Here is a 26719-nt window from a genome sequence, read left to right as displayed (position 1 = left end):
ATCCGTTACCGGGACGCGAAAAACTTATTCAGCAACGATGCTGATGAATTTACGGTTTTTCGGGCCTTTAACTTCGAACTTAACTTTACCGTCAGTCAAAGCGAACAGAGTGTGATCTTTGCCGCAACCTACGTTGCTACCAGCGTGGAATTTAGTACCACGTTGACGAACGATAATGCTGCCAGCCAGAACTGCTTCACCGCCGAAACGTTTTACGCCCAGACGTTTAGCTTCGGAATCGCGACCGTTACGAGTTGAGCCGCCAGCCTTTTTATGTGCCATTTAATCTGCTCCTCTGTATTAAGCGCTGATGCCAGTGATTTTAACATCAGTGAACCACTGACGATGGCCTTGCTGCTTACGATAGTGTTTACGACGACGAAACTTAACAATCTTAATTTTCTCGCCACGACCGTGAGCAACAACTTCAGCTTTGATTACGCCGCCATCAACGAAAGGAACGCCGATTTTGACATCTTCACCGTTAGCGATCATCAGAACTTCAGCGAACTCAACAGCTTCGCCGGTTGCGATGTCCAGCTTTTCCAGGCGAACGGTCTGACCTTCGCTTACTCGGTGTTGTTTACCACCACTTTGGAAAACCGCGTACATATAAAACTCCGCTTTCCGCACACACCTTACATTGGTTTCAGGTGGCGCTATAAATATTCACAATAGGGCGCGAATATTACGCAAACAGAGAGCATTTGACAAGCCTGTTTGTGCATACACGTAGAAAAAAAACGCAACATCACAGACAACGTTTATCTGCCTCGTTTTTTCAGTACAATCTGTACTACATTAACCTCCTCTACCTCCACGTTATTCCATAACAACACGTGGTAAACAGGACTGTAAGCCAGACTTTTGCGATGAATTTAGAAAAAATTAATGAGTTAACCGCGCAAGATATGGCGGGTGTCAACGCGGTCATCCTTGAGCAACTGAATTCGGATGTCCAACTGATCAACCAGTTAGGCTATTACATCGTAAGCGGTGGCGGGAAACGCATACGCCCGATGATCGCGGTTCTTGCCGCACGCGCGCTCGGCTATAAAGGCAATGCGCACATCAATATCGCTGCCCTAATCGAGTTCATTCACACCGCGACGCTGCTGCATGATGACGTCGTGGACGAATCTGATATGCGCCGCGGTAAAGCCACGGCCAACGCGGCGTTTGGCAATGCGGCTAGCGTGCTTGTCGGTGACTTTATTTATACACGCGCCTTCCAGATGATGACCCAGCTAGGCTCGCTGAAGGTTCTCGAAGTCATGTCCGAGGCGGTAAACGTCATTGCTGAGGGCGAAGTCCTCCAGCTTATGAACTGCAACGACCCGGATATCACCGAAGAAAGCTATATGCGGGTGATCTACAGCAAAACCGCGCGCTTGTTCGAAGCGGCCTCGCAGTGCTCGGGAATTTTGGCCGATGCCACGCCGGAACAGGAGCAGGCGCTTCAGGATTATGGCCGCTATTTAGGCACGGCTTTCCAGCTGATCGATGACCTGCTGGATTACAGCGCAGACGGCCAAACGCTGGGTAAAAACGTCGGCGATGACCTCAATGAAGGTAAACCTACCCTGCCTCTGCTGCACGCCATGCGCAATGGCACGCCTGAACAGGCGCAGATGATTCGTGAAGCCATTGAACAGGGTAACGGACGTCATTTACTTCAGCCAGTGCTGGATACCATGGCGGCCTGCGGCTCCCTGGAATGGACTCGCCTGCGTGCAGAGCAAGAAGCGGATAAAGCGATTGATGCCCTTGCGCTGCTGCCAGAAAGCGATCACAAAGCAGCGCTGGTTGCTCTGGCACACATGTCCGTTCAACGCGACCGTTAACCCCTTTGCGCGCCTAACAAGGCGCGCAGAGTTTCCAATAAATTCCGCACCAATCCTTCAACGCTTCCTTTTGAAACGCTTTTTCATCATCTTGCATACTGTTTTGTGTAATAAAACACAGATCTTATCTTTCACGTCATTTATTGGAATTATTTGGATAATTTCATGCTATAACTTCTAAACGGAAAGATATCACTCCGGGAAATGACGTTGTTACAGGGAGGAAACTTGAGCACAAAACAGACCGACTGGCATCCGGCGGATATCATCGCCAGCCTGCGAAAAAAGGGAACGTCTTTAGCGGCAGAATCACGCAAGGCAGGGTTGAACTCATCGACTTTAGCCAATGCATTATCACGCCCGTGGCCAAAGGGGGAGCTAATAATTGCCGAAGCATTAGGCACAAAACCCTGGTTAATCTGGCCTTCACGCTATTACCATCCCGAAACGCATGAATTTATCGATCGGTCCCGGCTGATGCGTAAAAGATGATGTGAAATCGGGCAGCTATTCGTAGCCCAAAAGTACTCTGTATGGTGGATGGTGCTGACGCTTATCCACCCTACAAAACCAGCGACTGAACATCATTCGTAGAGCGGATAACAACGAGCCATTCGCCATCAGGACATCGCAAATTCGATTGATGACGCCGACGCTTATCTACTCTCCAGATGCAAAAAACCCCGCCGAAGCGGGGTTTTTCTGAATGGTTGAAGCTGACCGTTAAGCCGGGTTCTGTCGTGGACAGTCATTCATCTAGGCCAGCAATCACTCACTGGCTCAAGCAGCCTACCCGGGTTCAGTACGGGCCGTACCTTGTGAACCCCTATTTGGCCTTGCTCCGGGTGGAGTTTACCGTGCCGCGAACTGTTGCCAGACGCGCGGTGCGCTCTTACCGCACCCTTTCACCCTTACCTGATCCCACTTGCGTGGGCCATCGGCGGTTTGCTCTCTGTTGCACTGGTCGTAGGCTTGCGCCTCCCAGGCGTTACCTGGCACCCTGCCCTATGGAGCCCGGACTTTCCTCCCCTCCGCCCGTCTCCCCCCGAAAGAGGACGACGACGAAGCGGCGACTGCCTGGTCAGCTTCGGCGCGAAGTATAGAGGGTTTGCGCGCCCATGTCACGCCGACTTAGCCGGTAATTCGCATCCCAATAGCCACCGTCGCGGCGATATCACGCGAGGCGCGGTAAATATTCTCGAAGGCGTTCTTAAAAGCATCTTCCAGCGTACCAATGCTGTTGAGCACACTAAACACCGCGTCGATCCCATACTGATGCACAACGGCAACGTCGCTGGTCAGCGCCCCGGCAATACCAATCACCGGCTTACGGTATTTCTTCGCCACCGCCGCTACGCCAACGGGAACCTTGCCGCGAATACTCTGACTGTCCATGCGCCCTTCGCCCGTCACCACCAGCGAACAATCATGGATATGCTCTTCAAGATTCAATGCCTCGGTCACAATCTCAATACCGCTGCGCAAATCGGCCCCAAGGAAAGCCATTAGCGCCGCGCCCATCCCGCCTGCGGCCCCCGCGCCAGGTGCGTTCTTCACATCGATGCGCAGGTGCTTTTTAATCACGTCGGCGAAGTGCGCCAGATTGCGATCCAGCTCGACTATCGTTGCCTCGTCGGCCCCTTTCTGCGGCCCAAAAATACGCGACGCGCCGTTATCGCCAATCAGCGGATTAGTCACATCGCAGGCCACGTTAATCACGCAGCTTTCCAGGCGCTTGTCCATCCCGGAAATATCAATGCTGTTCAGGCTCAATAAGCTGCCGCCGCCAGGGCTAATTTCTTTCCCCGTAGCGTCAACAAGCTTTGCGCCCAACGCCTGCACCATGCCCGCTCCGCCGTCGTTGGTGGCGCTGCCGCCGATGCCGATAATGATATTGCGCGCACCGTTGTCCAGGGCACATAAAATCAGCTCGCCCGTACCGCGGGAAGTCGTCACCAGCGGATTACGTTTTTCCACGGGAACGAGCGCCAGGCCGCTGGCCTCGGCCATTTCGATAAATGCGGTTTTGCCATCGCCGGACATCCCCCAGCAGGCCGTTACCGGCTCGCCGAGCGGCCCGGTGACCGTGGCGGTCATTTTCGAGCCCTGAGTGGCGCCGATCATGGCATCGACCGTCCCTTCCCCGCCATCTGCAACCGGAACCGATATATATTCCGCATCAGGAAATATCTCGCGAAATCCTTTTTCAATCGCCTGCGCCACTTCAACAGCGGAGAGGCTTTCTTTATATGAGTCGGGTGCGATAACGATTTTCATAGTGTCCATGCCTGTTCTAGCTTGCTGACAGGTTTATAGGGTGGATAAGCGGCTCGCCATCCACCGGTAAAATTGGCGGGAGCGCGAAGCATGCCCGCCCTACGACGGCTTACTTAGCGACTTCAACCTTCGCCAGCTTTTCGTAGTAACACGCGATTCCGCTGTGGTCATCGTTGCCGTGGCCGTCTGCACGCAGCGCCTGCATCATTTCCATCACCGCGGCCGTTAACGGCAGCTGCGCGCCAACACCATGGGAGGTATCCAGCGCGTTCGCCAGATCTTTAATGTGCAGATCGATGCGGAAGCCCGGCTTAAAGTTGCGATCCAGCACCATCGGCGCCTTCGCTTCCAGCACGGTGCTGCCCGCAAGGCCGCCGCGAATGGCCTGGAAAACTAAATCCGGGTTCACGCCCGCTTTGGTTGCCAGCACTAACGCTTCGGACATAGCCGCGATGTTCAGCGCCACAATGACCTGGTTTGCCAGCTTGGTAACGTTGCCCGCGCCGATATCACCGGTATGCACCACGGACCCGGCCATGGCTTTCAGCAGATCGTAATATTTGTCGAAAATGGCTTTGTCACCGCCGACCATCACGGACAGCGTGCCGTCGATAGCTTTTGGCTCGCCGCCGCTGACCGGCGCGTCCAGCATATCGATGCCCTTCGCTTTGAGCGCTTCGCTGATTTCACGGCTTGCCAGCGGTGCGATAGAACTCATATCGATAACCACCGTGCCCGGCTTCGCGCCTTCGATAATGCCGTTCTCACCCAGCGCGACTTCTTTCACGTGCGGGGAGTTTGGCAGCATGGTGATGATCACATCGCATCGCTCGGCGATATCTTTTGGCGTAGCCGCAGTTTCAGCGCCAGCGGCAATCACTTCAGCAATCACCTCTGCGTTACGGTCGGCCACCACCAGCGAATAACCGGCTTTGATGAGGTTTTTACTCATTGGTTTGCCCATAATGCCCAGGCCGATAAACCCAACTTTCAGTGTCATAGCTTTACTCTCTCGTTATTTACGGGTGGATGTTATTTTTTAAACTGGTCGCACAGCTTCTGGGTGGCGGAGCGGAAAATGCCCAAATCGCTGCCCACGGCGACAAAAGTTGCGCCCCATTCCAGGTAGCGGCGCGCGTCTGCTTCAGCCGGAGCCAGGATACCGGCAGGTTTGCCGTGTGCTTTGGCACGCGCAAAAATATGCTGAATGGCGCTTTGCACTTCGGGATGGGACGGATTACCGAGGTGGCCCAGGGCTGCGGACAGGTCGCCTGGCCCTACAAAAATCCCGTCCACGCCGTCGGTTGCCGCAATCGCATCCAGGTTATCTACGCCCTGCTGGCTTTCGATCTGCACCAGAATAGTGATGTTCTGATTCACCTGTTTGAAGTAATCCACCACGGTGCCGTAGCCGTTGCTGCGGTGTGAAACCGACACGCCGCGAATGCCTTCCGGCGGATAGCGGGTAGACGACACGGCCTGCGCGGCCTCTTCCTGGGTTTCAACAAACGGGATCAGGAAGTTGTAGAAGCCGATATCCAGCAGACGCTTGATAATCACCGGATCGTTCGTAGGCGCACGTACTACCGGCGCGCTGTGACTGCCGGTCAGCGCCATCAGCTGCGGAACAAAAGTCGTGATATCGTTCGGCGCATGCTCGCCGTCCAGCACAATCCAGTCGAACCCGGCAAGGCCCAGCACTTCGGTGCTGATAGGATTAGCAAGCGCCGACCAGCAGCCGATTTGCGTCTGGTGGGCCGCCAGCGCGGCCTTGAATTTATTCGGGAATACGTTGTTGTTCATCAGCTTTACCTTATGTTTTTCGTTGCTTACTTCTGCAATTCCATACGTTTGATGTCACCCACTACGAACAGGTAGCAGACCATCGCCATCAGGGCGGAACATCCCACGAATACCAGCGCCGCATTAAACGAGTGCAGCTCGCTGACCAGATAGCCAATCACCAGCGGCGTCACGATAGAAGCGACGTTACCAAACACATTGAACAGCCCGCCGCACAGCCCGACAATCTCTTTCGGGGCGGTATCGGAAATCACCGGCCAGCCCAGCGCACCAAAGCCTTTGCCGAAGAACGCCAGCGCCATCAGCGTCACCACCAGCGCGGTGTTATCGGTGTAGTTACACAGAATGATGGTCGATGCCAATAGCATACCCAGCACAATCGGCAGCTTGCGGGCAAGCGTCAGCGTGCAGCCGCGCTTGATCAGATAGTCCGAAAACACCCCGCCCAGCACGCCACCGGCAAAACCGCAAAGTGCAGGAATAGACGCCACCAGCCCAACCTTCAGAATCGACATCCCCTTCTCCTGCACCAGATAAATCGGGAACCAGGTAAGGAAGAACCAGGTGATGGTATTAATGAAGTACTGCCCGAAGAACACGCCGAGCATCATGCGGCTGCTGAGCAGTTGCTTGATGTAATGCAGCTTAGGGCCGTTATCCGCGTTGGCAGCTTTTTTGTGGTCCATGTCCACCACCGCGCCGCCTTTGGAGATGAAATCCAGCTCCTGCTTCGACATGCGCGGGTGGTCGGTTGGGTTGTGAATGAACTTCGCCCACAGGAAGGTCAGCACGAAACCAATACCGCCCATCACCGTGAAGACGTGCTCCCAGCCCCAGGCGAAGGTCAGCCAGCCGAGCAGCGGGGAGAAGAGCGCCAGCGAGAAATACTGCGCGGAGTTGAAAATCGCCGAAGCGGTGCCGCGCTCTTTAGTCGGGAACCATGCGGCTACGATACGGGCGTTAGCCGGGAACGACGGCGCTTCCGAAAAACCGAGCATAAAACGCATAAAGAACATTGAGATACCGGCATACGCCAGCGGTATCATGTCCACAAAACCTTGAGTAAAGGTAAACAGCGACCAGAAGAACAGGCTGTAGGTGTACACCTTCTTCGAGCCGTAGCGGTCAAGCAGCCAGCCGCCGGGGATCTGCATCAGCAAATAGGCCCAGCCGAACGCGGAAAAGATATACCCCATAGAAACCGCGCTCAGCTGCAATTCTTTAGCGACTTCGGTACCGGCAATAGATAAGGTCGCACGATCCGCGTAGTTAATGGTCGTAACGATGAAAATAATTAATAATATTAAATAACGGGTGTGATGACCTTTTTTCGATTCAACACTTACCTTTGAATCGGTGGAAGTATCCAAAATCATTTTTATATCCTCTGTAACGGGCACTGCTGACAAGGATTTTTATTTATAAGAAGCAACATTTACCAATATATATTTGGCTTTCTGTCGCGAACTGTAATTAGCCTAGTGTTGATAATACGCAACACAGTATAGTCAGCTCGCCTTAAGCAGGCATTAGGCATATGCCCAATAGAGAAATACCATAACGCAATTTTTATGTTCATTGGCACATGATTGTGGGGCGTATTGCACAGATTTCTATATTGCTACCCTTATCAATGCTGGCGTCAGAGAATTAAGTGATCTGCATCACATTCTTATTATTCCTGAACTGACATTCTTTAATTAGCTACCGAGCCAACAGCGCTCGATTAATTTAAGTTCTTTACTTTGCAATTACTTTACAAATAAGTAACTGCGTTTTTGGAGAAGCGTGAACAATGGCAGACATCGAAATTAGACAGCAGTCGCCGACGGCCTTTTATATTAAAGTTCATGAAACCGACAACGTTGCAATTATTGTTAACGACAACGGTCTGAAAGCGGGCACTCAGTTTCCGGATGGGCTGACATTAATCGAACATATACCGCAGGGGCACAAAGCCGCGCTGGTCGATATCCCCGCCCACGGTGAAATTATCCGCTACGGCGAAGTCATCGGCTATGCGGTACGCGCCATCCCGCAGGGGTCGTGGATTGATGAATCCCTGGTTGAGCTGCCAAAAGCGCCGCCGCTGCACACGCTGCCTCTGGCAACCAAAGTCCCCGAGCCGCTGCCCCCGCTCGAAGGATACACCTTTGAAGGCTACCGCAACGCCGACGGCAGCGTCGGTACCAAAAACCTGCTCGGCATCACCACCAGCGTACACTGCGTGGCGGGCGTGGTGGATTACGTCATCAAAATTATTGAACGCGACCTGCTGCCGCGCTACCCGAACGTGGACGGCGTGGTTGGCCTGAATCACCTCTACGGCTGCGGCGTGGCGATCAACGCCCCGGCGGCGGTTATCCCTATTCGCACCATCCACAACATCGCGCTTAACCCGAACTTCGGCGGTGAAGTGATGGTCATCGGCCTGGGCTGCGAAAAGCTCCAGCCGGAACGCCTGCTGGAAGGCACCGAAGACGTGCAGGCTATCTCCGTCGGCGAAGCCAGCATCGTCCGGCTGCAGGACGAACACCACGTCGGCTTTAAGTCGATGGTTGAAGACATTCTCAGCGTGGCGGAACGCCACCTTGCAAAACTTAACCAGCGCCAGCGTGAAACCTGCCCCGCATCCGAACTGGTGGTCGGCATGCAGTGCGGCGGCAGCGACGCATTCTCCGGCGTAACGGCTAACCCGGCCGTAGGCTTTGCGTCTGACCTGCTGGTACGCTGCGGCGCAACGGTGATGTTCTCAGAAGTGACGGAAGTACGCGATGCCATCCACCTGTTAACGCCACGCGCGATCAACGAAGAGGTGGGCAAGCGCCTGCTGGAAGAAATGGAATGGTACGACAACTATTTGGACATGGGTAAAACCGACCGCAGCGCCAACCCGTCCCCCGGCAACAAAAAGGGCGGCCTGGCGAACGTGGTGGAAAAAGCCCTTGGCTCCATCGCTAAATCAGGGCAGAGCGCGATCGTGGAAGTGCTTTCCCCGGGTCAACGCCCAACCAAACGCGGCCTGATTTACGCAGCAACGCCGGCCAGCGATTTCGTCTGCGGTACGCAACAGGTCGCCTCCGGGATCACCGTACAGGTCTTTACCACCGGGCGCGGCACGCCATATGGTTTGCTGGCGGTACCGGTTATTAAAATGGCGACACGTACCGCGCTGGCAAACCGCTGGTATGACCTAATGGACATCAACGCTGGCACCATCGCCACCGGGGAAGAAACCATAGAAGACGTGGGCTGGAAGCTGTTTAAATTCATCCTCGACGTCGCCAGCGGTACGAAACAAACCTTCTCCGACCAGTGGGGCTTACACAACGCGCTGGCGGTATTCAACCCGGCTCCGGTAACCTGATTTCGGTCAGTCGCCAACCCGGCGGGTAGCCTTGGTTACCCGCCTTGAGTCGACGGTTATCATGAATACGTTTCCGTAATAGCTAACAATCCCGCAGTATTAATTCGCAGGAAAAAGAATTAAGTATATTAGAACCCGCTTCCTCAACGATAACTCAACGCTTTAAAATACCCTCCGTAATACTTATCCCGTAAAGTGAAAGCACTATTGCAAACTGCTCCATCTTTTGCCGATACTAATAAATCCCCCAACCATAAACCGGATAAGAACCGCCGATATATTGTTACAGATCAACCTGGCTGCTTCACAAACACAACCTGCTTTATTTTTGATCAAAAACGCTCCCTTTCTAAAATATATTCTTAAATATCCTTTTGAATTTTAAGATTATTATTATAAATATTTAAAAATTCGATCAAATTCAATGGTTTATATCAATACATTGATCTAGGCTATAGGACGTAGCTTATTGCTATAATGGAAAAGTCCGGAAAGGGTTTGTTAACGCCTAAGAGTAAAGATGTTTCGTCTTATTAAACTGCTCTACAACAAGATGGTATTTCTTGCGATATCTTCTGCGTCATAACCCGCCGTTTAGTAGCCAAAGGAGAAGTAAATGAAATGGACTGTGATCGACTCTGTAATAAGCCCAAGCACCGGAACGGCGTTCTCATGCATTATCTCGCGGCGCGAGCTGAAGCTCATGATCTGGTATAAATCCTCACGGCTCATGCTGCCGGGAGATGAAATTATCACCAGCGAATTAGGGCTATTTGTAAATAACCAGGCAAGAGAGTTAACGATCTGCAATATCAGCCCGTTTAACGCCTCCCTTTGGCGCACGATGATGTCGCAGTCCGAATGTCCCGGCAACGCGGCAGTTATGCCTACCAGGTGTGATTTCAAAGGGAAATGCTATCTGGAGAAGTGCCCGTTCGGGCTGGAGGAAACCCTGCCAACGCTTTTCCCGTAGAGTATGGGGAGGATCGCTGAATTAAAAAGTCATTCAGTAAGGCACTTTCTGACGACAAACGCTCAGCACCAATTGCCGTAGCCAACGATGGGCCGGATCGGCCTCCGAGCGAGGGTGCCACATCAGCGACACGGTGATTTCGCGAGTGTTGACGGGGAGCGCAAAGGCAAACAGCCTGGCGTCACCGGGATTGCCGTGCAGGCCCGGCTGTCGGAGCAGGAAAGTCCCCGGCACCAGCGCGATTAAAGCAGAAGCCTGCGCCACGGCAATCGCCGCCGGAAAGCTCGGCACCACGGCGGCAATGTGGCGCACCAGCCCCAGCGCTGCCAGGGCGTCATCCACCGGCCCGGTTACCCTTTCATGACGGGAAACAACAACGTGCCCGAAGGCGGCGTAATCTGCGGCGCGGACGCAAGCCTTCTGCTCCAGCGGGTGGCCTTTTCTTACCACCGCCACAAACCTATCGCGATACAGCGCCTGGAGCCTGATTTCTGGCCCCATATCCCCCGACACGCCAACCTCAAGGTCGATCAACCCCTCCCGTAGATAGCGAGTGTTTTTCTCCGGTTTTGGGGTGAAACGCAGCTGCACCAGAGGCGCTATGGCGGCCGCTGCGGCAATCAGCTCAGCGCCAAATACTTCAATAAAACCTTCGTTGGTACGCAGTGTAAAAGTGCGGTCCAGCGTCGATAGGTCGAGAGCGCTGGCGGGCGGGCGAAGTATCGCGCGGGCCTCATGAACGGCATTTTGCGTGCGCGCGCGGATCTCAGCGGCAAAAGGCGTTAGCACCATATTTCGCCCCGCCCGCACCAGCAGGGCATCGCCAGTTGTCGCACGCAGGCGGCCCAGCGTGCGGCTCATCGCCGACGTGCTAAGCCCTAAGCGGCGCGCGGCACCGGCCACGCTCCCCTCAGCGAGAAGCACGTCAAGCGCGATAAGTAAGTTCAGGTCTGGATCGGTCATAGCGCACATCATAGTCCGGCAGTAAAACGAAGAGAAGGCGTTTGGTGCAGCTTATTGTTGCAGGTGCTGCGTCTTCCGCCTTATCTCACGCGCAGCTATATTCCCGGCATCAACCAGTGAAAGAGAAAATACAATGGTACTTTTTTCCGACCAGCCAGGGGATGAGGGATTAGCGGGCCACGAACGCGCCTTAGCCATGGCCGCCGTCATGACGATGACAACCATGGCCGTTTTCGACGGCTCCATGGTCAACATTGCCCTGCCGCAAATCGCCCGCACGCTGAACGTATCCGCAGGCGCTGCCGTCTGGGTTGCCAACGGTTATTTACTCGCCGCAGCCATGACGCTTGCCGTATTTGCCTCCGTTGCCAGCATCATGGGGTTCCGCAGGCTCTTTGCCATCGGCCTCGGCGTATTTACGCTGGCCTCCGCGGGGTGCGCGTTATCCTCCTCGCTCGAAATGCTCGTCGCGATGCGAATTTTACAGGGCATCGGCGGCGCGGCGACGCTAAGCATTGGCCCGGCGATTTTACGTTCGGTGTTCCCAAATCGCCTGCTGGGCAGAATACTCGGCCTGAACGCGCTGCTCATTGGCACCGGAACCGCTATCGCACCCGTACTGGGTGGCACAATCCTGTCGGCGATGAGCTGGGAATGGCTGTTTGCCATTAATATCCCGCTGGGCCTCATTGCCCTTTGGCTAACGCTACGGGCAATCCCCCACGAGCCTGCCCTGAAGCACAAACCGTTTGATTACGCGGGAGCGGTATTGTCTGCGGCATCGTTGGGCGCGCTGATTATGGCGGCAGACGCTTTTTCACATCCTGGACGCGGCGAACTGGCAACGGCCTTAACCTATGGGGTAACCGCTGTCGTGACGGGGGTGCTCTTTATATGGCGTCAGCGCCGCGCGGCGGCCCCCTTGCTGCCGCTCGACATGTTCGCTTCATCGCGATTTTCGCTGGCAGCCCTGACTTCCCTGGCGTCTTTTGTCAGCCAGGGGATCACCTTTGTGGCGCTGCCCTTCCTGTTTCAAAGCGCCTACGGCTACAGCGCGCTTGTCTCGGCGCTGCTTTTTACCCCGTGGCCGATTGGCATCATTTTGGCCGCCCCGCATGCCGGACGCCTGGCCGACCGCGTTCCCGCAGCGATGATCTCAACCATTGGGCTAACCATCTTTGCCATCGGGCTGATACTGCTTGCCCGGCTTCCCGAACACGCGCAGGTTTGGGATATCGGCCTGCGCAGCCTGCTTTGCGGCATAGGGTTTGGCTGCTTTCAAAGCCCGAACAACAGGGAAATGCTGGCAAATGCCTCGCGGGCGAACAGCGGTTACGCCTCCGGGATGCTGGCAATAATGCGCACCTTCGGCCAATGCCTGGGCGCAGCCGCTGTCGGCGTCATCCTTTCGATTTATGCGCAGAACAATCCGCAGCAAGAGGCCTACGCCGTACAGATAAGCCTGTGGATTGCCGTTGCCGCCACCGTACTGGCCATCGCGATTAGCGTCAGTAGACTGCGGGGGGGAAGGTTAACGACTGAATAAAATCAATTAGAGCAAAGCCGTGACGAGATTTTTGGCGCAGGTGTGGTTTTCCACACCTTTCTTCTAAAGAGATTTCTCCCGCCATTTTGGCGGTAGAATATTTTTAAACGGTAATCCCTTGCCCAATCCATTGGCAGAGATAATGTTGATAACCCGCCATTAACGCGCCTCCTGGCTGGCAATAAACTCTTCAATCTCCGCGAGCGTAGAAGTGCCTTCCATCGGGCCGCGCTGGGAAATGGCAAGCGAGCCGCTGGCGTTGGCGCGGGCCAGCGCGTCCGATACGCTATACCCGGCAAGGAACAGGCTAACGAACGTCGCGCCGAAGCAGTCGCCCGCACCGGTTGGGTCAACCACGTCTACGGCATATCCCGGCATGTGATACCGCTCGCTTGCGCTGTAGTAGCTTGCACCGCGCGGCCCGCGTTTTATCACCACATGACTTATTCCCCGGGCAAAAAGGCTTGCGACGATCTTCTCTTCATCGCGTGATTTGCTCAGCCCGAAATAGTCCAGCTCGCCGTCGCTCGGCAGGAAGAAATCCGTGTAATCGAGAATGTACTCAAACGCCTGCGACATCTCGGGGATATTCAGCATCTCTTTACGGATATTAGGATCGAACGACACGGTGCCGCCGTTAGCCTTCACGATGCCGATGGCCTTACGCACCGCATCAATCAGACGAAACGAGAACAGCGACGAGCCCATAATGTGAAAATGATTGCACTGTTTCAGCAGCGACTCGTCGAGATGATTAACGTTCAGCAGGCCGCAGGCGCTGTTGGGCATATTAAAGATGAAATCACGCTGCGCCTGGCTTCGGTAGCTGACGAACGCGCTACCGGTGGTTGCGTTAGGCAAAACCGCAATCCCCCGCACGTTCACCCCGTCACGCGCCAGACGCGAAATATTCATCGAGCCAAAGGCGTCGTCACCCACGCAGCTAAACAGCAGGGATTTAAACCCCAGCTTCGCCACCTGGTCGGCAAAAATAGCCGGTGCACCGCTGGGATACGGCCCCCAGAACTCACCGGGCGTAGAAAAGCCCTGATTCTCTTTTTTCGCCAGAAATTCGACAAGCAGCTCGCCGAGCGTCGCAATAGTCACATTCATGCTTATATCCATCACCTTGTCGGATGCAGGGCAGGATTTATCCAGGTCAGGCATTCGCTGTTGGTGTAGCTGTTTGATAAACCCGCGGCTTGAAGCCGGGAATGGTACTCTGCCGCCACAATTTGCGGCGTGATGACAGCATTTATCTCGTTTAACTTCCCTACGGCGTGCCGCGCTTCGCCATATACCGGGCGCTGGGCCACGACCACCACGCGACGATCGCTCAGCTTCATGGCTTCCTTAAGCAGCTCCGCCGTCGCGTCATTCGCCACGTTAAGCGTACCGTCGTCGCTAATGCTCTCGACAACAATCAGGCAGCGGCTCGGCCGGTATTGCCGCAGCGACTGAAGCGTCAGCTCGCCTTCTAACGTTTGTCCACTTTGCCCCACTACGCCGCCCAGCAGCACCAGTTCGCCATCGATATAGTCGCGGCCGGGTGACACATGCGACAGATCGTTCACCACCAGGCGAAGATCGCGGCATTCGCCCAAAAAGGGAATCGCCTTACGCATCACGCTTCCCGAACCCAAAAAAACGGTTTCGCCGTCACACACCGCGCGAGCAAGCTGCCGGGCCAGCTCGAGCTCAATTGCGTTATCTAAAGGCTGCGCGCGTACAGCCTCCTGGCTTACCGGCACGCCGACGGACTGTGCGGTATAAATAGCGCCCCCAAAAGAGCGCTTCAAATAACCCTGCTGTTCCAGATAATTAAGATCGTTACGGATCGTCACGCCCGAAACCGCCAGCATTTCAGCCAGATCCTCTACTTTTATCTCACCGTTTTTACGGACGATCTCAGCGATATCCAGACGCCTTTTCAGCAGGCTGGTAGAAGGTTTTGACACGGCATGACCTTATTGGCTTGTCCTCCGGGTACAAATCCCGGCTCATAACTTTCATTTTTAAATTTCCACCGGGTGAAGTCAAATGCACCGCGGCTTCGCTCACTAACATATTCAAAACAAGTCAATACTTTCAAGAGATTACCTTCCATTCCCTTCTCTCATTAACTTACAAAACAAAATCAACAGTCAACAAATAACTTTCATTTAGAAAAAATGATCGCGTTTATGCGGCCGCGATCACAACGCGAAGCGTGAACGATCGCTACATTACTTTCAAAACGAAGGTTAAATTGATATTTAACTTTAATATTGAAAGTTATCATCCAGCGGAGACAAACATGTTCATCATTTCCAGTAAAAATATGCTCCTGAAGGCCCAGCAAAACGGCTACGCCGTTCCGGCCTTTAATATTCACAACCTGGAAACGCTTCAGGTCGTCGTTGAAACCGCCGCCGAAATGCGTTCACCGCTGATTGTTGCCGGCACGCCGGGCACCTTTAGCTATGCGGGCATCGGTAATATCGTGGCGATCGCAGGCGATCTGGCCCGCGCTTACAACCTGCCGCTGGCGATTCATCTCGATCATCACGAAACGCTTGCCGATATCGAAACGAAAGTACACGCCGGGATCCGCTCGGTGATGATCGATGGCTCCCATTTTCCTTTTGAAGAAAACGTCGCGCTGGTTAAAGAAGTGGTGGATTTCTGCCACCGCTATGACGTGAGCGTTGAAGCAGAGCTGGGCCGCCTGGGCGGCGTGGAAGATGACCTGGTGGTCGACAGCAAAGACGCGCTTTACACCAATCCGCAGCAGGCTCGCGATTTTGTCGCCCGCACGGGTATTGATTCACTCGCGGTCGCCATCGGCACGGCGCACGGCCTGTACGCCGCTGAACCTAAGCTCGATTTTGACCGCCTCGCCGAAATCCGCGCGCAGGTTGAAATCCCGCTGGTGCTGCACGGCGCATCCGGCCTGCCGGAAAGCGATATTCGCCGCGCCATCAGCCTGGGCGTATGCAAAGTAAACGTAGCGACCGAGTTGAAAATCGCCTTCTCCGATGCCCTCAAGCAGTACTTCACCCAAAACCCGAAGGCGAACGACCCTCGTCACTATATGCAGCCCGCCAAACAGGCGATGAAGGAAGTGGTGCGCAAGGTGATAAACGTCTGCGGCTGCGAAGGACAACTGTAAGGAGCGAGCGGTGATTTATACCCTGACCCTCAATACCGCTATCGACATGAACATCTTTAGCGATCCTATCAGGCCGGGCGTGGTGAACCGCACTCACCACACGGAATATTGCCCAAACGGAAAAGGCGTCAACGTTGCGCTTGTGCTGAACCATTTTCACCGGCCAACGCACATTCTTGGCATTTTTGGCGGCTTTACCGGGCGCTATATCGTTGAGGAACTGCGCAAGAAAAAGCTCAACGTAACGCCCGCCTGGGTAGACGAACCGACCAGAATAAATATTTTCATTCACGACGGCGCGCAGGAATATAAGCTCGTAAACCCCGGCAGCTTTATTAATGATGAATGCAAACAGCAAATCATTAATGAAATATCTAACCTGCCCGATGCGCAACACCTGGTTATTAGCGGCAGCCTGCCGCAGGGTATAGAAAGCAGTTTTTATGCGGAAATACTGCACCTTTGTCAGAAAAGAAAAATTGCGGTGATTCTGGATATCAGCCATCCGGCGTTACGCCAGCTGCTGGAATTCAAACCGCTGCTGATTAAACCGAACGATGAGGAACTGGAGGCTATTTTTGGCCTGTCGGTCACCAACGATCGACAAGCAAAAGCGGCATTCAGCGAACTACACGCGCTTGGCGCGCAAAATATTTTACTGACGCTCGGCGGCCGGGGCATGTACTTCTCCAACGGCACCGAAAGCTGGTTTTGTAACGCGCCGGAAATTGAGCTGGTTAGCTCCGCGTGCGCCGGTGATGCCTCCCTCGCCGCATTTCTTAGCGTTTGGCTAACCGACGGAAATGTAGAACGTGCGTTAGCGCTCGCAAGCGCGACAGGTGCTGATGTGGCGGGTTCAGCAGGCCTTGGCCGACTCGCTGGAATAGAAGATTTACTGCCAAAAATTGAAGTCAGAAAACTGTAGACGTCACCTAAACTTATAAAGGTCTGCTTATGAAAAAGATCGTAGCTATTACCGGCTGCCCTACCGGTATTGCGCATACTTTTATGGCCGAAGAGGCCCTGAAACATGCGGCAAAAAAACTCGCGGTTAATATTAAAGTCGAAACCAACGGCGCAAGCGGCGTGGAAAACGCCATCGTGCCGGAGGATTTAAAAGATATTCTCGGCGTCATTATCGCGGCGGATAAAGACATTAATGCCGATCGTTTTAATGGACTTCCGGTTATTGAAGTACCGGTAAAAGAAGCCATTCATCATCCAACGGAGCTCATTAACAAAGTCCTTAACGGTGAAGCGCCGATCCGCAAAGGCGAAAAAAGTGAAAACGTGGCGAATAGCGAAACGGAATCCTTTGGCCGCCAGATTTATAAACACCTGATGAGCGGCGTCTCCAATATGCTGCCCTTCGTGGTGGCAGGCGGGATATTAATCGCCGTTTCGTTTTTATGGGGCATTTATTCTGCCGACCCGAAATCGCCGGAATACAGCGCCATCGCCGCGATGCTGATGAAAATCGGCCAGCAGGCGTTTTCCATCATGGTGCCGGTCTTCACCGCCTACATCGCCTACTCGATATCGGGCAGGCCGGGCATGGTGGCAGGCTTTGTAGGCGGCCTGCTTGCCAACGCCACCGGAGCGGGCTTCCTCGGCGGAATTATCGCGGGCTTCGCGGCGGGCTATTTAATGCTGTGGGTAAAAAATCTCCTCGAAGGGCTGCCGCGCCAGTATGAGGGGCTGAAATCTATCTTTATTATGCCGCTTATCGGCGTGCTGGCGATTGGCATACTGATGGTGCTGCTCGGCCAGCCCGTCGCCGCCATCAACAACGGCATGATGAGCTGGCTGGCTTCGCTACAGGAAGCGAACCCCATCCTGCTGGGGATCGTGGTCGGCGCGATGTGCTCCTTCGACTTCGGCGGGCCGGTGAATAAAGCGGCCTACGTGACCGGCACCCTGCTGCTCGGCCAGGGCAACTACTTCTTCATGGCCGGTGTTTCTGCGGCCTGCATCACGCCGCCGCTGGTCATCGCGCTGGCAACCACCTTCTTCCCGAAAGGCTTCAGCGAAGACGAGCGCGCGGCCGGCATGGTGAATTACATCCTCGGCTGCACGCATATCACCGAAGGGGCAATTCCCTTTGCGGCGAAAGATCCGCTGCGCGTGATCCCGATGATGATGATCGCCTCAAGCGTTTCGGCTGTGCTGAGCTACAGCCTGCACATTCAGGTTCCGGCCCCCCACGGCGGCTTCCTGATCCTGCCTCTGGTCAGCAAACCTCTGGCCTGGGTGCTGTGTATTCTGGCGGGTTCAGCCTGCGGCGCGGTGATGCTCGGCTCGTGGCGACTGTGGCTAAGCCGCAAACAGCCCGCCGCGCCCGCCACTGTCAACGTCCAACAAGGAGGTCAGAATGCAACTCTGTAAACAGGACATCGTGATTAGCGACGAGCTAGTCGACAAAAAAACGGCGTTAACCCTCGTCGCCGGGCAGCTGGTGCAGGCGGGGAATACCACCGACGGCTACCTTAAAGGCATGCTGGCCCGTGAGGCGCAAATTTCAACCTATCTCGGCAACGGCATAGCCATCCCCCACGGAACGCCGGAAACGCGCGATGCCGTGCTGGAAACGGGCGTCAAAGTCATGGTGTTTCGCCACGGCGTGGAATGGGGCGAAGGCAATATTGCGAGGGTCGTGGTGGGGATTGCCGCCCGCTCTAACGAGCATCTGGATATTCTGCGCCAGCTAACCCATGCGCTGAGCGATGATAGCGTGCCCGCGGAGATAGAAAATGCCGAAACGCCAGCCGATATTCTTGAAATTCTGACGGGCAAAGCGGCCAGCGACACGCCCGCACTCTCCACCGACGGCGGCGAGCAGGCTGTCTTCGTGATTCATAATCCACACGGGCTGCACGCCCGTCCGAGCGCGGTACTGGTAAAAACCACCAGGCAGTTTGCAAGCGAAATTACGGTAGAAAACCTGGACGCGGACGCCAGAGCCGTTGACGCTAAAAATCTAATGCGCGTGGTATCGGTTGGCGCTAAAAACGGGCACCGGCTCTGCTTTAGCGCAAAAGGGCGTGACGCCAAACAGGCGCTGGAAGCTATCGGCAGGGCAATCGACGGCGGGCTTGGCGAAATCACCACCCTACCCGCAACGCCGCCGCCTCGCCAGGCGCCGGAACCGAAACGCAGCTGGCTGACGCGCCTGTTTAACTAACGTATACGCCGAACAATGCCCGGCAGCGAAACGCCGTCGGGCACCTTGCAGGCGCTATTGATCCACCACGATCACTTCGATGCCGCCCTTGCGCAGCCCGTTCAGGCTGTCGGCCGGAATACCCGCATCGGTGATAACCATATGAATCCGCTGGGTATCGATAATCTTATGCAGGCTGGAACGGTTGAACTTGCTGGAATCGGTGACAACGATAACCCGCTCCGCCACTTCGCACATCCGGCGGTTAAGGCGCGCCTCATCTTCGTTATGGGTGCTGACGCCGCGCTCGAGGTCGATGGCATCCACGCCGAGGAACAGCATATCAAAGTGGTAATTTTGCAAAGACTGGTCGGCCTGGTCGCCATAAAACGAAAGGGACTGACGGCGCAAATGCCCGCCCGTCATCAGCAGCTCCACCCCTTCGGCTTCCAGCAGCGCGTTGGCGACGTTCATGCCGTTGGTCATGGCGATCACTTCCTTATGGTTACGCATATGGCGCGCAATCTCATAAGTCGTGGTGCCGGAATCCAGAATGACGCGATCGCCCGGCTTAATCAGCTCGGCTGCCGCACGCGCGATGCTGCGTTTTAACGACGTGTTCAGCGAGCTTTTGTCTTCTACGGTAGGTTCCACCGCAGGCGTTCCGGCATCACAAACCAGGGCACCGCCATAGGCGCGCACCGCTATTCCCTGCTTCTCTAAAAAAGCGAGATCGTTGCGGATGGTCACCGTCGAAACACCAAAAAATGATGATAAATCATTAACCTGTACGCTTCCCTGCTGACGCAAACGCTGAATAATGTGCTCGCGCCTTTCACTTGTACCCGTTATACGCTTATCCGTTGCCGAATCGGTATTGCTCATAGGTGATCCTTTCTCAAAACCTTTCGTTTCATTTCACTTCGCCTATTAACACCTTTCTTTTAGCGGAAAGCAAGCCCTTACATTACGGGCTGCCCGGCAAATTAATCTGTCAAATAGCCTTTCATTATGTTTCTTTTGCGAAACAGATCTCAATTCTATTATCTTTCGTTTTGTTTTTATTACACGATAACGCAGTATTAAATGAAATGAATCGAAAGAACATGCGACATGCATAACTTACGGAGAGGAAAGTGAAACATTTAACCGAGTTTGTGGCTGACCATAAACAGGATTCAGGATGTGGCATCTTTGCCGTCTGTTCCGCTCACCCGCTGGTATTAGAAGCGGCTTTGCGCCACGCGGCGGACGCAGAATCCCTCTTATTAATTGAGGCGACCTCAAACCAGGTCGATCAGCTGGGCGGCTATACCGGCATGACGCCAAAGGCTTTCCGTAGTTTTGTCGAAAAAATGGCCGACGAGCACGGCTTCCCGCGTGAAAACCTCATTCTTGGCGGCGATCATCTTGGCCCCAACCGCTGGCAGAACCTGCCCGCAGCCGAAGCGATGTCGCACGCAGAAGAGCTGATTCGCCACTATGCGGCGGCGGGCTTCAGGAAAATCCACCTCGACTGCAGCATGTCCTGCGCGGACGACCCGGTGCCGCTGAGCGATGAAACGGTCGCCCTGCGTGCGGCGCGGCTAGCCCGTATCGCCGAGCAAACCTGCATTGAAACCTTCGGTAAATCCGATCTGGTTTACATCATCGGCACCGAAGTTCCGGTTCCCGGCGGAGCGCATGAAACGCTGGACGAACTTGCGGTCACCACGCCAGAAGCGGCAAAAACGACGCTGGAAGCCCATCGTCACGCCTTCGAACAGCAAGGTTTAAGCGAGCTGTGGCCGCGCATTATCGGCCTGGTCGTGCAGCCCGGCGTGGAGTTCGACCACGCCAACGTTATTGACTATCAGCCGGAAAAATCGCTGCCGCTAAGCAAAATGATCGAAGCCTTCGACACCCTGGTGTACGAAGCACACTCCACGGATTACCAAACGCCGCAGGCCCTGAAGCAGCTCGTCGAGCATCATTTTGCCATCCTCAAAGTCGGCCCGGCGCTGACTTTTGCGCTACGTGAAGCGCTCTTCTCCCTCGCGGCAATAGAGCATGAGCTGCTCCCGGCGCACCGCTGCTCTGGCCTGCGCGAAGTGCTTGAAAGCGTCATGCTCGAACACCCTGAACACTGGCAGCATCACTATCACGGCAGCAACGACGCCCGCCGCCTGGCGCGCGGCTACAGCTATTCGGACCGCGTGCGCTACTACTGGCCTGACAAAGACATTGATGAAGCCTATTCACGGCTGGTCGCGAATTTTACTGATGAATCTATTTCCCTGCCGTTGATCAGCCAATATCTGCCGCTGCAGTACGTTAAGGTCCGTGAGGGCACCGTTGCCGCAACCCCACACGCGCTGATTATCGACCATATCCAGGATGTGCTGCGCCAGTACCACGCGGCCTGCACGGCATAATCCGCACTCCATTAACACAATGATAATAAGGAAAAAAACATGCCAAACATTGTATTGAGTCGTATTGATGAGCGTCTGATCCACGGCCAGGTTGGGGTCCAGTGGGTAGGGTTTGCGGGGGCAAATCTGGTGCTGGTCGCCAATGACGAAGTGGCTGACGATGCGATGCAGCAGAACCTGATGGAAATGGTCCTGCCCGAAGGTATCGCCGTGCGCTTTTGGACCCTGCAAAAAGTTATCGACAACATCCACCGCGCGGCGGACCGTCAGAAAATCCTGCTGGTCTGCAAAACGCCGGGAGATTTTCACACCCTCGTGCAGGGGGGGGTGCCGATTAAACGCCTTAACGTCGGCAACATGCACTACGCCGACGGGAAAAAACAGATCGCTAAAACCGTCTCCGTAGACGCCGGGGATATCGCCGCCTTCCAGGGGCTAAAAAACGCGGGCGTCGAATGCTTTGTGCAGGGCGTCCCGACCGAAACGGCTCAGGACCTCTACAAACTCCTTTGAGGGAATTGCTATGGAAATTAGCTTGTTACAAGCATTAACGTTGGGGGTTCTTGCCTTTATTGCCGGGCTGGACATGTTCAACGGCCTGACGCACATGCACCGTCCGGTCGTACTTGGGCCGCTAGTTGGCCTGATTCTTGGCGACCTGCATACCGGCATCCTGACGGGCGGTACGCTGGAGCTGGTGTGGATGGGCCTTGCGCCGCTGGCCGGGGCGCAGCCGCCTAACGTCATTATCGGCACCATCGTCGGCACAACGTTTGCGATCACCACCGGCGTGAAGCCTGAAGTCGCCGTCGGCGTGGCCGTTCCGTTTGCGGTTGCGGTGCAAATGGGCATTACCTTCCTGTTCTCGATCATGTCCGGCGTGATGGCCCGCTGCGACAGAATGGCGGCGCAGGCGGATACCGACGGCATCGAACGCGTGAACTATTTAGCCCTGCTGGCACTCGGCATCTTCTATTTTCTGTGCGCGTTCCTGCCCATTTATTTCGGTGCGGAGCATGCCAAAACCGCCATCGACGTGCTGCCTGCCCGTCTGATTGACGGCCTCGGCGTCGCGGGCGGCATCATGCCGGCTATCGGCTTTGCCGTACTGCTGAAAATCATGATGAAAAACGTCTACATCCCCTATTTCATCCTCGGCTTTGTGGCCGCCGCCTGGCTCAAGCTGCCGGTGCTGGCGATTGCCGCCGCCGCGCTCGCCATGGCGTTAATTGATTTCGTGCGTAAAGACCCGACTCCACAACAGCCTTCCGGCGCTCAGAAAGAGGAATTTGAAGATGGCATCTAATACCCAGATCCTGCCGGAAACCCGCGTCACGGAACCGTCGCTGACCAACGGCAACGACAACGTCTATGAAGACCAGTCCATCGGCGCGGATTTAACCCGTAAAGACATCAACCGCGTGGCCTGGCGCTCGATGCTCCTGCAGGCTTCGTTTAACTATGAACGTATGCAGGCGTCCGGCTGGCTGTACGGCCTGCTGCCCGCGTTGAAGAAAATCCATACCAACAAAAGCGACCTGGCGCGCGCCATGAAAGGCCACATGGGCTTCTTCAACACGCACCCGTTTTTAGTCACCTTTGTTATCGGCATCATCCTTGCGATGGAACGCTCAAAGCAGGACGTCAACAGCATCCAGAGCACCAAAATTGCCGTAGGTGCGCCGCTGGGCGGGATCGGCGACGCCATGTTCTGGCTCACTCTGCTGCCCATTTGCGGCGGGATTGGCGCGAGCCTCGCGCTCCAAGGCTCCATTCTTGGCGCGGTGATCTTCATCGTACTGTTTAACGTTGTACACCTTGGGCTGCGCTTCGGCCTTGCCCACTACGCGTACCGCATGGGCGTCGCCGCCATACCGCTTATCAAAGCCAATACCCGTAAGGTCGGCCATGCGGCGTCCATCGTCGGGATGACGGTGATTGGCGCGCTGGTTGCGACCTACGTCCGGCTATCCACCACGCTCGAAATCACCGCGGGCGACGCCGTCGTCAAGCTGCAAACCGACGTCATCGACAAGCTGATGCCGGCGTTTCTGCCGCTGGTTTATACCCTCACCATGTTCTGGCTGGTACGCCGCGGCTGGAGCCCGCTCCGCCTGATTGGTATCACGGTAGTTTTAGGGGTTGTCGGCAAGTTCTGCCACTTCCTGTAAGCGAGAGGAAACAACATGTTAAGCATTATTCTGAGCGGCCACGGCGGGTTTGCCTCCGGGCTTGAACAGGCGATGAAGCAGATCCTCGGCGAACAGCCGCAGATCGTCGCTATCGACTTCCCAGAAAGCTCGTCAACCGCCCTGCTGACCAGCCAGTTTGAGCAGGCGCTGGCGATGCTGGACGAAAGCGAAGGGCTGGTTTTTCTGACCGATTTGCTGGGCGGCACGCCGTTCCGCGTCGCCTCCACGTTAGCCATGCAGCAGCCGGGGCGCGAAGTCATCACCGGCATCAATTTGCAGCTGCTGCTGGAGATGGTGCTGGAGCGTGAAGGACTGAGCAGCAAAGAGTTTCGCCTGATGGCGCTGGAATGCGGCCATCGCGGCCTGACCAGCCTTGTGGACGAGCTGGGACGGCATCGCGCCACCGAAACCGCCGAGGAAGGGATATGACCGGCGTGATTCGGGCGAGGCGCGTGCTCACCGAACAAGGCTGGCTTGACGACCACCAGCTGCGGTTTGCGGGCGACACCATTGTCGCAATCGAACCCATACCGGCCGGGGATCGGGAACGCGATGTCGAACTGCTGTGCCCCGCCTATATCGACATCCACGTTCACGGCGGCGACGGTCTGGACGTGATGGACGAAGAGGACGGCGTGCTGGACAGGCTGGCGCTGCGCAAAGCCCGTGAAGGCGTAGGGGCCTGGCTGCCGACCACGGTCACCGCGCCGTTTGAATCCATCGACCGTGCGCTGCGGCGTATCGCGAAGCGTTGCCAGCAGGGCGGCCCGGGCGCTGAAGTGCTCGGAAGCTATCTCGAAGGCCCGTACTTCACGCCGCAGAACAAGGGCGCGCATCCGCCCGAACTTTTCAGGGAGCTAAACGAGGCGGAGCTGGACAGGCTTATCGACGCCTCACAGAACACCCTGCGCGTGGTTGCGCTGGCGCCCGAAAAGCCGGGGGCGCTGGCGGCAATCAGGCATCTAAAAAAACGCGGCATTAAGGTCATGCTCGGCCACAGCGCGGCAGGCTATGACGAAACCGTTGCCGCCTTCGACGCGGGGGCCGACGGGCTGGTGCACTGCTTTAACGGCATGACGGGCCTGCACCATCGCAATCCCGGCATGGTGGGCGCAGGGCTTACGGACAAACGCGCCTGGCTTGAGCTTATTGCCGATGGCCACCACATTCACCCGGCGGTAATGAAAATTTGCTGCGCCTGCGCCAGCCCCCGCGTGCTGCTCATTACCGATGCAATGAGCGCAGCGGGAATGCCGGACGGCGACTACGCCATTTGCGGGCAGCAGGTAAAAATGCAGCAGGGCATCGTGCGCACCGCTTCTGGCGGGCTTGCCGGAAGCACGCTTTCGCTGGATGCGGCGGTCAGAAACCTCGTCAACGACGTTGGCATCGCCGCCGAAGAAGCGATCCATATGGCCTCCTTACACCCTGCAAAAATGCTCGGGCTTGATGAGGCCTTGGGCTCCCTTGCAGCAGGCAAGCGCGCCAGCATGATCGGGCTAGATAGCGCGCTCCGGGTGCAGACCCTTTGGGTAAACGGCAGCGCTGTTCCCCTGTAGCGCTTTCCTTTTTCTCCTGTGCAGGACTTTGGTCTGCGGCTGGCTCCGCTGCGGACCTTTCTTTTCCTTTCGATGTCAATCAAGCTAGCGCGAATATCATTTCCACCACTTATCTTTTCGTTCAATAACGTATAAATCGAGGATCGTTTCAGCGCTCACAGTTTTCGTTTTATTTCCTTTTGTTTATTGACCTTTCATTTTCTTTTCTATAAATTTTAATCAAGCATAAAGTTGATTAAATGAAACAAAACGAAAGACCTCTCTCTTCTTCTTTGTGCCGATCCCCTTGAAATATGCACCGCTAAGGAATGAGATATGAGCGAAACGCCTTCTGCCAGCACCTCCGGCACATCAACCTGGACCGAAGAAGAGATCCGCCAGCAGCCCAAAAGCTGGATGCGATCGTTAAAAAATATCGCGGCCAAACGCCACGATATCGACAGCTTCCTCGCGCCCCTGCTGCAAAATTCCGACCTGAAAATCATTCTGACCGGAGCAGGCACCTCGGCATTTATCGGCGATATCATCGCGCCCTGGCTTGCTCGCCACACGGGGAAAGACTTCGTTGCCGTCCCGACCACCGACCTGGTCACCAACCCGGTTGATTATCTGCACGCCGAACAGCCTACGCTGCTGGTCTCTTTTGCCCGCTCCGGTAACAGCCCGGAAAGCGTGGCGGCGGTGGATCTCGCCAACCAGATCGTCACGTCGTGCCACCATCTGACGATCACCTGCAACGAGGCGGGTAGCCTGTACCAAAACGCGGCGAAGAGTGAAAACGCGCTGCCGCTGCTGATGCCAGCCGAAACCCACGATCGCGGCTTCGCCATGACCAGCAGCATCACCACCATGATGGCAAGCTGTCTTGCGGTCTTTGCTGCGGATCTTATCAATACGGCGACCTTCCAGGACGTCGCCACGCGCTGCCAGCAGATCCTGGATTCCCACCGCGACTTCAGCGAGACCGTCTTCGAAGATCTGCCCTACAAGCGGATCGTTTACCTCGGCAGCGGCGGACTGCAGAGCGTGGCGCGCGAATCGGCGCTGAAGGTGTTAGAGCTAACTGCGGGCAAGCTTGCGGCATTTTATGACTCGGCAACGGGCTTCCGCCACGGGCCAAAATCACTGGTGAACGGCGAAACGCTGATTGTTCAGTTCATTTCCAGCCACCCGTACACGCGCCTGTACGACCTCGATCTGCTGGCCGAACTCCGTCGCGATGGGCAGGCGATGCGCGTAGTGGCAATCTCTGCCACGACCAGCCCGGAAATCGAAGCAGGCCCGCACATCATGCTGCCCGCCGCCCGTGAGTTTATCGATGTGGAGCAGGCATTCTGCTTCCTGATATACGCACAGATTTTCGCGCTGGCTGAATCCATCAAGGCGGGCATCACCCCGGACACGCCTTCCGCCAGCGGCACGGTCAATCGCGTCGTGAAAGGCGTGGTCATTCATCCCTGGAAAGGCTGA

General features: G+C 55.5%; 26 protein-coding genes and 1 other RNA gene. 16 read left to right on the top strand and 11 right to left on the bottom strand.

Features of this window, described 5'->3' with window-relative positions; all coding sequences use genetic code 11:
• Window positions 1–24 precede the first annotated feature (24 nt).
• Together rpmA and rplU are read right to left on the bottom strand one after the other, a co-directional pair.
• Complete coding sequence (gene rpmA, locus ACSPHG_RS02875) at window positions 25–282, bottom strand: 50S ribosomal protein L27 (protein ID WP_121267728.1); 258 nt, start codon at window positions 280–282, stop codon at window positions 25–27.
• 18 nt (window positions 283–300) lie between these two features.
• Window positions 301–612 (bottom strand): 50S ribosomal protein L21, encoded by a 312-nt coding sequence (rplU, locus tag ACSPHG_RS02870; protein ID WP_202304112.1) that lies wholly within the window; start codon window positions 610–612, stop codon window positions 301–303.
• 260 nt (window positions 613–872) lie between these two features.
• Here rplU and ispB point away from each other — a divergent pair, with 260 nt between their 5' ends.
• Together ispB and sfsB are read left to right on the top strand one after the other, a co-directional pair.
• Entirely contained in the window at window positions 873–1844 is a 972-nt protein-coding gene (ispB, locus tag ACSPHG_RS02865) for an octaprenyl diphosphate synthase (protein WP_435952014.1), read from the top strand.
• A 204-nt stretch (window positions 1845–2048) separates the two neighbouring features.
• Window positions 2049–2336 (top strand): DNA-binding transcriptional regulator SfsB, encoded by a 288-nt coding sequence (sfsB, locus tag ACSPHG_RS02860; protein WP_435952012.1) that lies wholly within the window; start codon window positions 2049–2051, stop codon window positions 2334–2336.
• A gap of 216 nt (window positions 2337–2552) precedes the next feature.
• On the opposite strand, the gene rnpB is transcribed toward sfsB, so the two are convergent.
• From rnpB to ACSPHG_RS02835, 5 genes are all read right to left on the bottom strand, one after another.
• Window positions 2553–2933: RNase P RNA component class A (gene rnpB, locus ACSPHG_RS02855), an RNA gene on the bottom strand.
• 42 nt (window positions 2934–2975) lie between these two features.
• The gene (gene garK, locus ACSPHG_RS02850; protein WP_435952011.1) at window positions 2976–4121 is read right to left on the bottom strand and encodes a glycerate 2-kinase; all 1146 of its coding nucleotides are present in this window, start codon (window positions 4119–4121) and stop codon (window positions 2976–2978) included.
• Window positions 4122–4230: 109 nt separating this feature from the next.
• Entirely contained in the window at window positions 4231–5121 is an 891-nt protein-coding gene (gene garR, locus ACSPHG_RS02845; protein ID WP_435952010.1) for a 2-hydroxy-3-oxopropionate reductase, read from the bottom strand.
• A 32-nt stretch (window positions 5122–5153) separates the two neighbouring features.
• Window positions 5154–5924 carry a 2-dehydro-3-deoxyglucarate aldolase gene (gene garL, locus ACSPHG_RS02840; protein WP_435952009.1) on the bottom strand — a complete coding sequence of 257 codons (771 nt, stop codon included), beginning with the start codon at window positions 5922–5924 and terminating at the stop codon, window positions 5154–5156.
• A 26-nt stretch (window positions 5925–5950) separates the two neighbouring features.
• Window positions 5951–7300, bottom strand: a complete 1350-nt coding sequence (locus tag ACSPHG_RS02835) for an MFS transporter (RefSeq protein ID WP_435952008.1) — start codon at window positions 7298–7300, stop codon at window positions 5951–5953.
• Window positions 7301–7719: 419 nt separating this feature from the next.
• Between ACSPHG_RS02835 and garD the strand changes: the two genes are divergently transcribed.
• Together garD and iraM are read left to right on the top strand one after the other, a co-directional pair.
• Window positions 7720–9291 carry a galactarate dehydratase gene (gene garD / locus ACSPHG_RS02830; RefSeq protein ID WP_435952007.1) on the top strand — a complete coding sequence of 524 codons (1572 nt, stop codon included), beginning with the start codon at window positions 7720–7722 and terminating at the stop codon, window positions 9289–9291.
• A 616-nt stretch (window positions 9292–9907) separates the two neighbouring features.
• On the top strand, window positions 9908–10264 hold the full coding sequence (gene iraM, locus ACSPHG_RS02825) for an anti-adapter protein IraM (RefSeq protein ID WP_435952005.1): 357 nt from the start codon (window positions 9908–9910) through the stop codon (window positions 10262–10264).
• A gap of 33 nt (window positions 10265–10297) precedes the next feature.
• On the opposite strand, the gene ACSPHG_RS02820 is transcribed toward iraM, so the two are convergent.
• A complete protein-coding gene (locus ACSPHG_RS02820) occupies window positions 10298–11227 on the bottom strand; it encodes a LysR family transcriptional regulator (RefSeq protein WP_435952003.1) in 930 nt (309 codons plus the stop codon).
• A 133-nt stretch (window positions 11228–11360) separates the two neighbouring features.
• Between ACSPHG_RS02820 and ACSPHG_RS02815 the strand changes: the two genes are divergently transcribed.
• The gene (locus ACSPHG_RS02815) at window positions 11361–12773 is read left to right on the top strand and encodes an MFS transporter (RefSeq protein ID WP_435952001.1); all 1413 of its coding nucleotides are present in this window, start codon (window positions 11361–11363) and stop codon (window positions 12771–12773) included.
• A gap of 159 nt (window positions 12774–12932) precedes the next feature.
• On the opposite strand, the gene ACSPHG_RS02810 is transcribed toward ACSPHG_RS02815, so the two are convergent.
• Entirely contained in the window at window positions 12933–13886 is a 954-nt protein-coding gene (locus ACSPHG_RS02810; protein WP_435952000.1) for a sugar kinase, read from the bottom strand.
• An 11-nt stretch (window positions 13887–13897) separates the two neighbouring features.
• Window positions 13898–14731, bottom strand: coding sequence for a DeoR/GlpR family DNA-binding transcription regulator (locus ACSPHG_RS02805; protein ID WP_435951999.1), 834 nt, complete (start codon window positions 14729–14731; stop codon window positions 13898–13900).
• Window positions 14732–15069: 338 nt separating this feature from the next.
• Here ACSPHG_RS02805 and ACSPHG_RS02800 point away from each other — a divergent pair, with 338 nt between their 5' ends.
• Genes ACSPHG_RS02800 through ACSPHG_RS02785 form a run of 4 tightly spaced genes read left to right on the top strand, consistent with a single transcriptional unit; the run spans window position 15070 to window position 19105 of the window.
• Window positions 15070–15924, top strand: coding sequence for a tagatose bisphosphate family class II aldolase (locus ACSPHG_RS02800; protein ID WP_435951998.1), 855 nt, complete (start codon window positions 15070–15072; stop codon window positions 15922–15924).
• A 10-nt stretch (window positions 15925–15934) separates the two neighbouring features.
• A complete protein-coding gene (gene pfkB, locus ACSPHG_RS02795) occupies window positions 15935–16849 on the top strand; it encodes a 1-phosphofructokinase (protein WP_435951997.1) in 915 nt (304 codons plus the stop codon).
• Between the two features lie 29 nt (window positions 16850–16878).
• Window positions 16879–18309, top strand: a complete 1431-nt coding sequence (locus ACSPHG_RS02790; protein ID WP_435951996.1) for a PTS fructose transporter subunit IIC — start codon at window positions 16879–16881, stop codon at window positions 18307–18309.
• Complete coding sequence (locus ACSPHG_RS02785) at window positions 18296–19105, top strand: HPr family phosphocarrier protein (protein ID WP_435951994.1); 810 nt, start codon at window positions 18296–18298, stop codon at window positions 19103–19105. The genes ACSPHG_RS02790 and ACSPHG_RS02785 overlap by 14 nt, the downstream gene beginning before the upstream one ends.
• A gap of 54 nt (window positions 19106–19159) precedes the next feature.
• Here the strand turns inward: ACSPHG_RS02785 and ACSPHG_RS02780 are convergent, their stop codons facing one another.
• Window positions 19160–19969, bottom strand: coding sequence for a DeoR family transcriptional regulator (locus ACSPHG_RS02780; protein WP_435951992.1), 810 nt, complete (start codon window positions 19967–19969; stop codon window positions 19160–19162).
• 251 nt (window positions 19970–20220) lie between these two features.
• Here ACSPHG_RS02780 and kbaZ point away from each other — a divergent pair, with 251 nt between their 5' ends.
• The 7 genes from kbaZ (at window position 20221) to ACSPHG_RS02745 (ending at window position 26719) form a co-directional block, all read left to right on the top strand.
• Entirely contained in the window at window positions 20221–21498 is a 1278-nt protein-coding gene (kbaZ, locus tag ACSPHG_RS02775; protein ID WP_435951991.1) for a tagatose-bisphosphate aldolase subunit KbaZ, read from the top strand.
• 39 nt (window positions 21499–21537) lie between these two features.
• The gene (agaV, locus tag ACSPHG_RS02770; RefSeq protein ID WP_435951990.1) at window positions 21538–22011 is read left to right on the top strand and encodes a PTS N-acetylgalactosamine transporter subunit IIB; all 474 of its coding nucleotides are present in this window, start codon (window positions 21538–21540) and stop codon (window positions 22009–22011) included.
• Between the two features lie 10 nt (window positions 22012–22021).
• Window positions 22022–22804 (top strand): PTS N-acetylgalactosamine transporter subunit IIC, encoded by a 783-nt coding sequence (agaW, locus tag ACSPHG_RS02765; RefSeq protein ID WP_435951988.1) that lies wholly within the window; start codon window positions 22022–22024, stop codon window positions 22802–22804.
• Window positions 22794–23669: a PTS N-acetylgalactosamine transporter subunit IID gene (gene agaE, locus ACSPHG_RS02760; RefSeq protein ID WP_435951987.1), complete on the top strand. Its 876-nt coding sequence runs from the start codon at window positions 22794–22796 to the stop codon at window positions 23667–23669. The genes agaW and agaE overlap by 11 nt, the downstream gene beginning before the upstream one ends.
• 15 nt (window positions 23670–23684) lie before the next feature.
• Window positions 23685–24119, top strand: coding sequence for a PTS galactosamine/N-acetylgalactosamine transporter subunit IIA (gene agaF, locus ACSPHG_RS02755; protein ID WP_435951985.1), 435 nt, complete (start codon window positions 23685–23687; stop codon window positions 24117–24119).
• Complete coding sequence (gene nagA, locus ACSPHG_RS02750) at window positions 24116–25249, top strand: N-acetylglucosamine-6-phosphate deacetylase (RefSeq protein ID WP_435951983.1); 1134 nt, start codon at window positions 24116–24118, stop codon at window positions 25247–25249. Before agaF ends, nagA begins: the two co-directional genes overlap by 4 nt.
• A gap of 315 nt (window positions 25250–25564) precedes the next feature.
• Entirely contained in the window at window positions 25565–26719 is a 1155-nt protein-coding gene (locus ACSPHG_RS02745) for an SIS domain-containing protein (RefSeq protein WP_435951981.1), read from the top strand.

The organism is Dryocola baronae (genome assembly GCF_051297175.1).
Lineage (GTDB): Bacteria > Pseudomonadota > Gammaproteobacteria > Enterobacterales > Enterobacteriaceae > Dryocola.
Note: the sequence above shows the minus strand (reverse complement) of the source record. Positions and strands in the feature narration are given on the sequence as shown.

Bases quoted from the DNA above. Each gene is read 5' to 3' on its own strand.
- rpmA (WP_121267728.1), bottom strand. From the start codon at position 282: ATGGCACATAAAAAGGCTGGCGGCTCAACTCGTAACGGTCGCGATTCC.
- rplU (WP_202304112.1), bottom strand. From the start codon at position 612: ATGTACGCGGTTTTCCAAAGTGGTGGTAAACAACACCGAGTAAGCGAA.
- ispB (WP_435952014.1), top strand. From the start codon at position 873: ATGAATTTAGAAAAAATTAATGAGTTAACCGCGCAAGATATGGCGGGT.
- sfsB (WP_435952012.1), top strand. From the start codon at position 2,049: ATGACGTTGTTACAGGGAGGAAACTTGAGCACAAAACAGACCGACTGG.
- garK (WP_435952011.1), bottom strand. From the start codon at position 4,121: ATGAAAATCGTTATCGCACCCGACTCATATAAAGAAAGCCTCTCCGCT.
- garR (WP_435952010.1), bottom strand. From the start codon at position 5,121: ATGACACTGAAAGTTGGGTTTATCGGCCTGGGCATTATGGGCAAACCA.
- garL (WP_435952009.1), bottom strand. From the start codon at position 5,924: ATGAACAACAACGTATTCCCGAATAAATTCAAGGCCGCGCTGGCGGCC.
- ACSPHG_RS02835 (WP_435952008.1), bottom strand. From the start codon at position 7,300: ATGATTTTGGATACTTCCACCGATTCAAAGGTAAGTGTTGAATCGAAA.
- garD (WP_435952007.1), top strand. From the start codon at position 7,720: ATGGCAGACATCGAAATTAGACAGCAGTCGCCGACGGCCTTTTATATT.
- iraM (WP_435952005.1), top strand. From the start codon at position 9,908: ATGAAATGGACTGTGATCGACTCTGTAATAAGCCCAAGCACCGGAACG.
- ACSPHG_RS02820 (WP_435952003.1), bottom strand. From the start codon at position 11,227: ATGACCGATCCAGACCTGAACTTACTTATCGCGCTTGACGTGCTTCTC.
- ACSPHG_RS02815 (WP_435952001.1), top strand. From the start codon at position 11,361: ATGGTACTTTTTTCCGACCAGCCAGGGGATGAGGGATTAGCGGGCCAC.
- ACSPHG_RS02810 (WP_435952000.1), bottom strand. From the start codon at position 13,886: ATGAATGTGACTATTGCGACGCTCGGCGAGCTGCTTGTCGAATTTCTG.
- ACSPHG_RS02800 (WP_435951998.1), top strand. From the start codon at position 15,070: ATGTTCATCATTTCCAGTAAAAATATGCTCCTGAAGGCCCAGCAAAAC.
- ACSPHG_RS02790 (WP_435951996.1), top strand. From the start codon at position 16,879: ATGAAAAAGATCGTAGCTATTACCGGCTGCCCTACCGGTATTGCGCAT.
- ACSPHG_RS02785 (WP_435951994.1), top strand. From the start codon at position 18,296: ATGCAACTCTGTAAACAGGACATCGTGATTAGCGACGAGCTAGTCGAC.
- ACSPHG_RS02780 (WP_435951992.1), bottom strand. From the start codon at position 19,969: ATGAGCAATACCGATTCGGCAACGGATAAGCGTATAACGGGTACAAGT.
- agaV (WP_435951990.1), top strand. From the start codon at position 21,538: ATGCCAAACATTGTATTGAGTCGTATTGATGAGCGTCTGATCCACGGC.
- agaW (WP_435951988.1), top strand. From the start codon at position 22,022: ATGGAAATTAGCTTGTTACAAGCATTAACGTTGGGGGTTCTTGCCTTT.
- agaE (WP_435951987.1), top strand. From the start codon at position 22,794: ATGGCATCTAATACCCAGATCCTGCCGGAAACCCGCGTCACGGAACCG.
- agaF (WP_435951985.1), top strand. From the start codon at position 23,685: ATGTTAAGCATTATTCTGAGCGGCCACGGCGGGTTTGCCTCCGGGCTT.
- nagA (WP_435951983.1), top strand. From the start codon at position 24,116: ATGACCGGCGTGATTCGGGCGAGGCGCGTGCTCACCGAACAAGGCTGG.
- ACSPHG_RS02745 (WP_435951981.1), top strand. From the start codon at position 25,565: ATGAGCGAAACGCCTTCTGCCAGCACCTCCGGCACATCAACCTGGACC.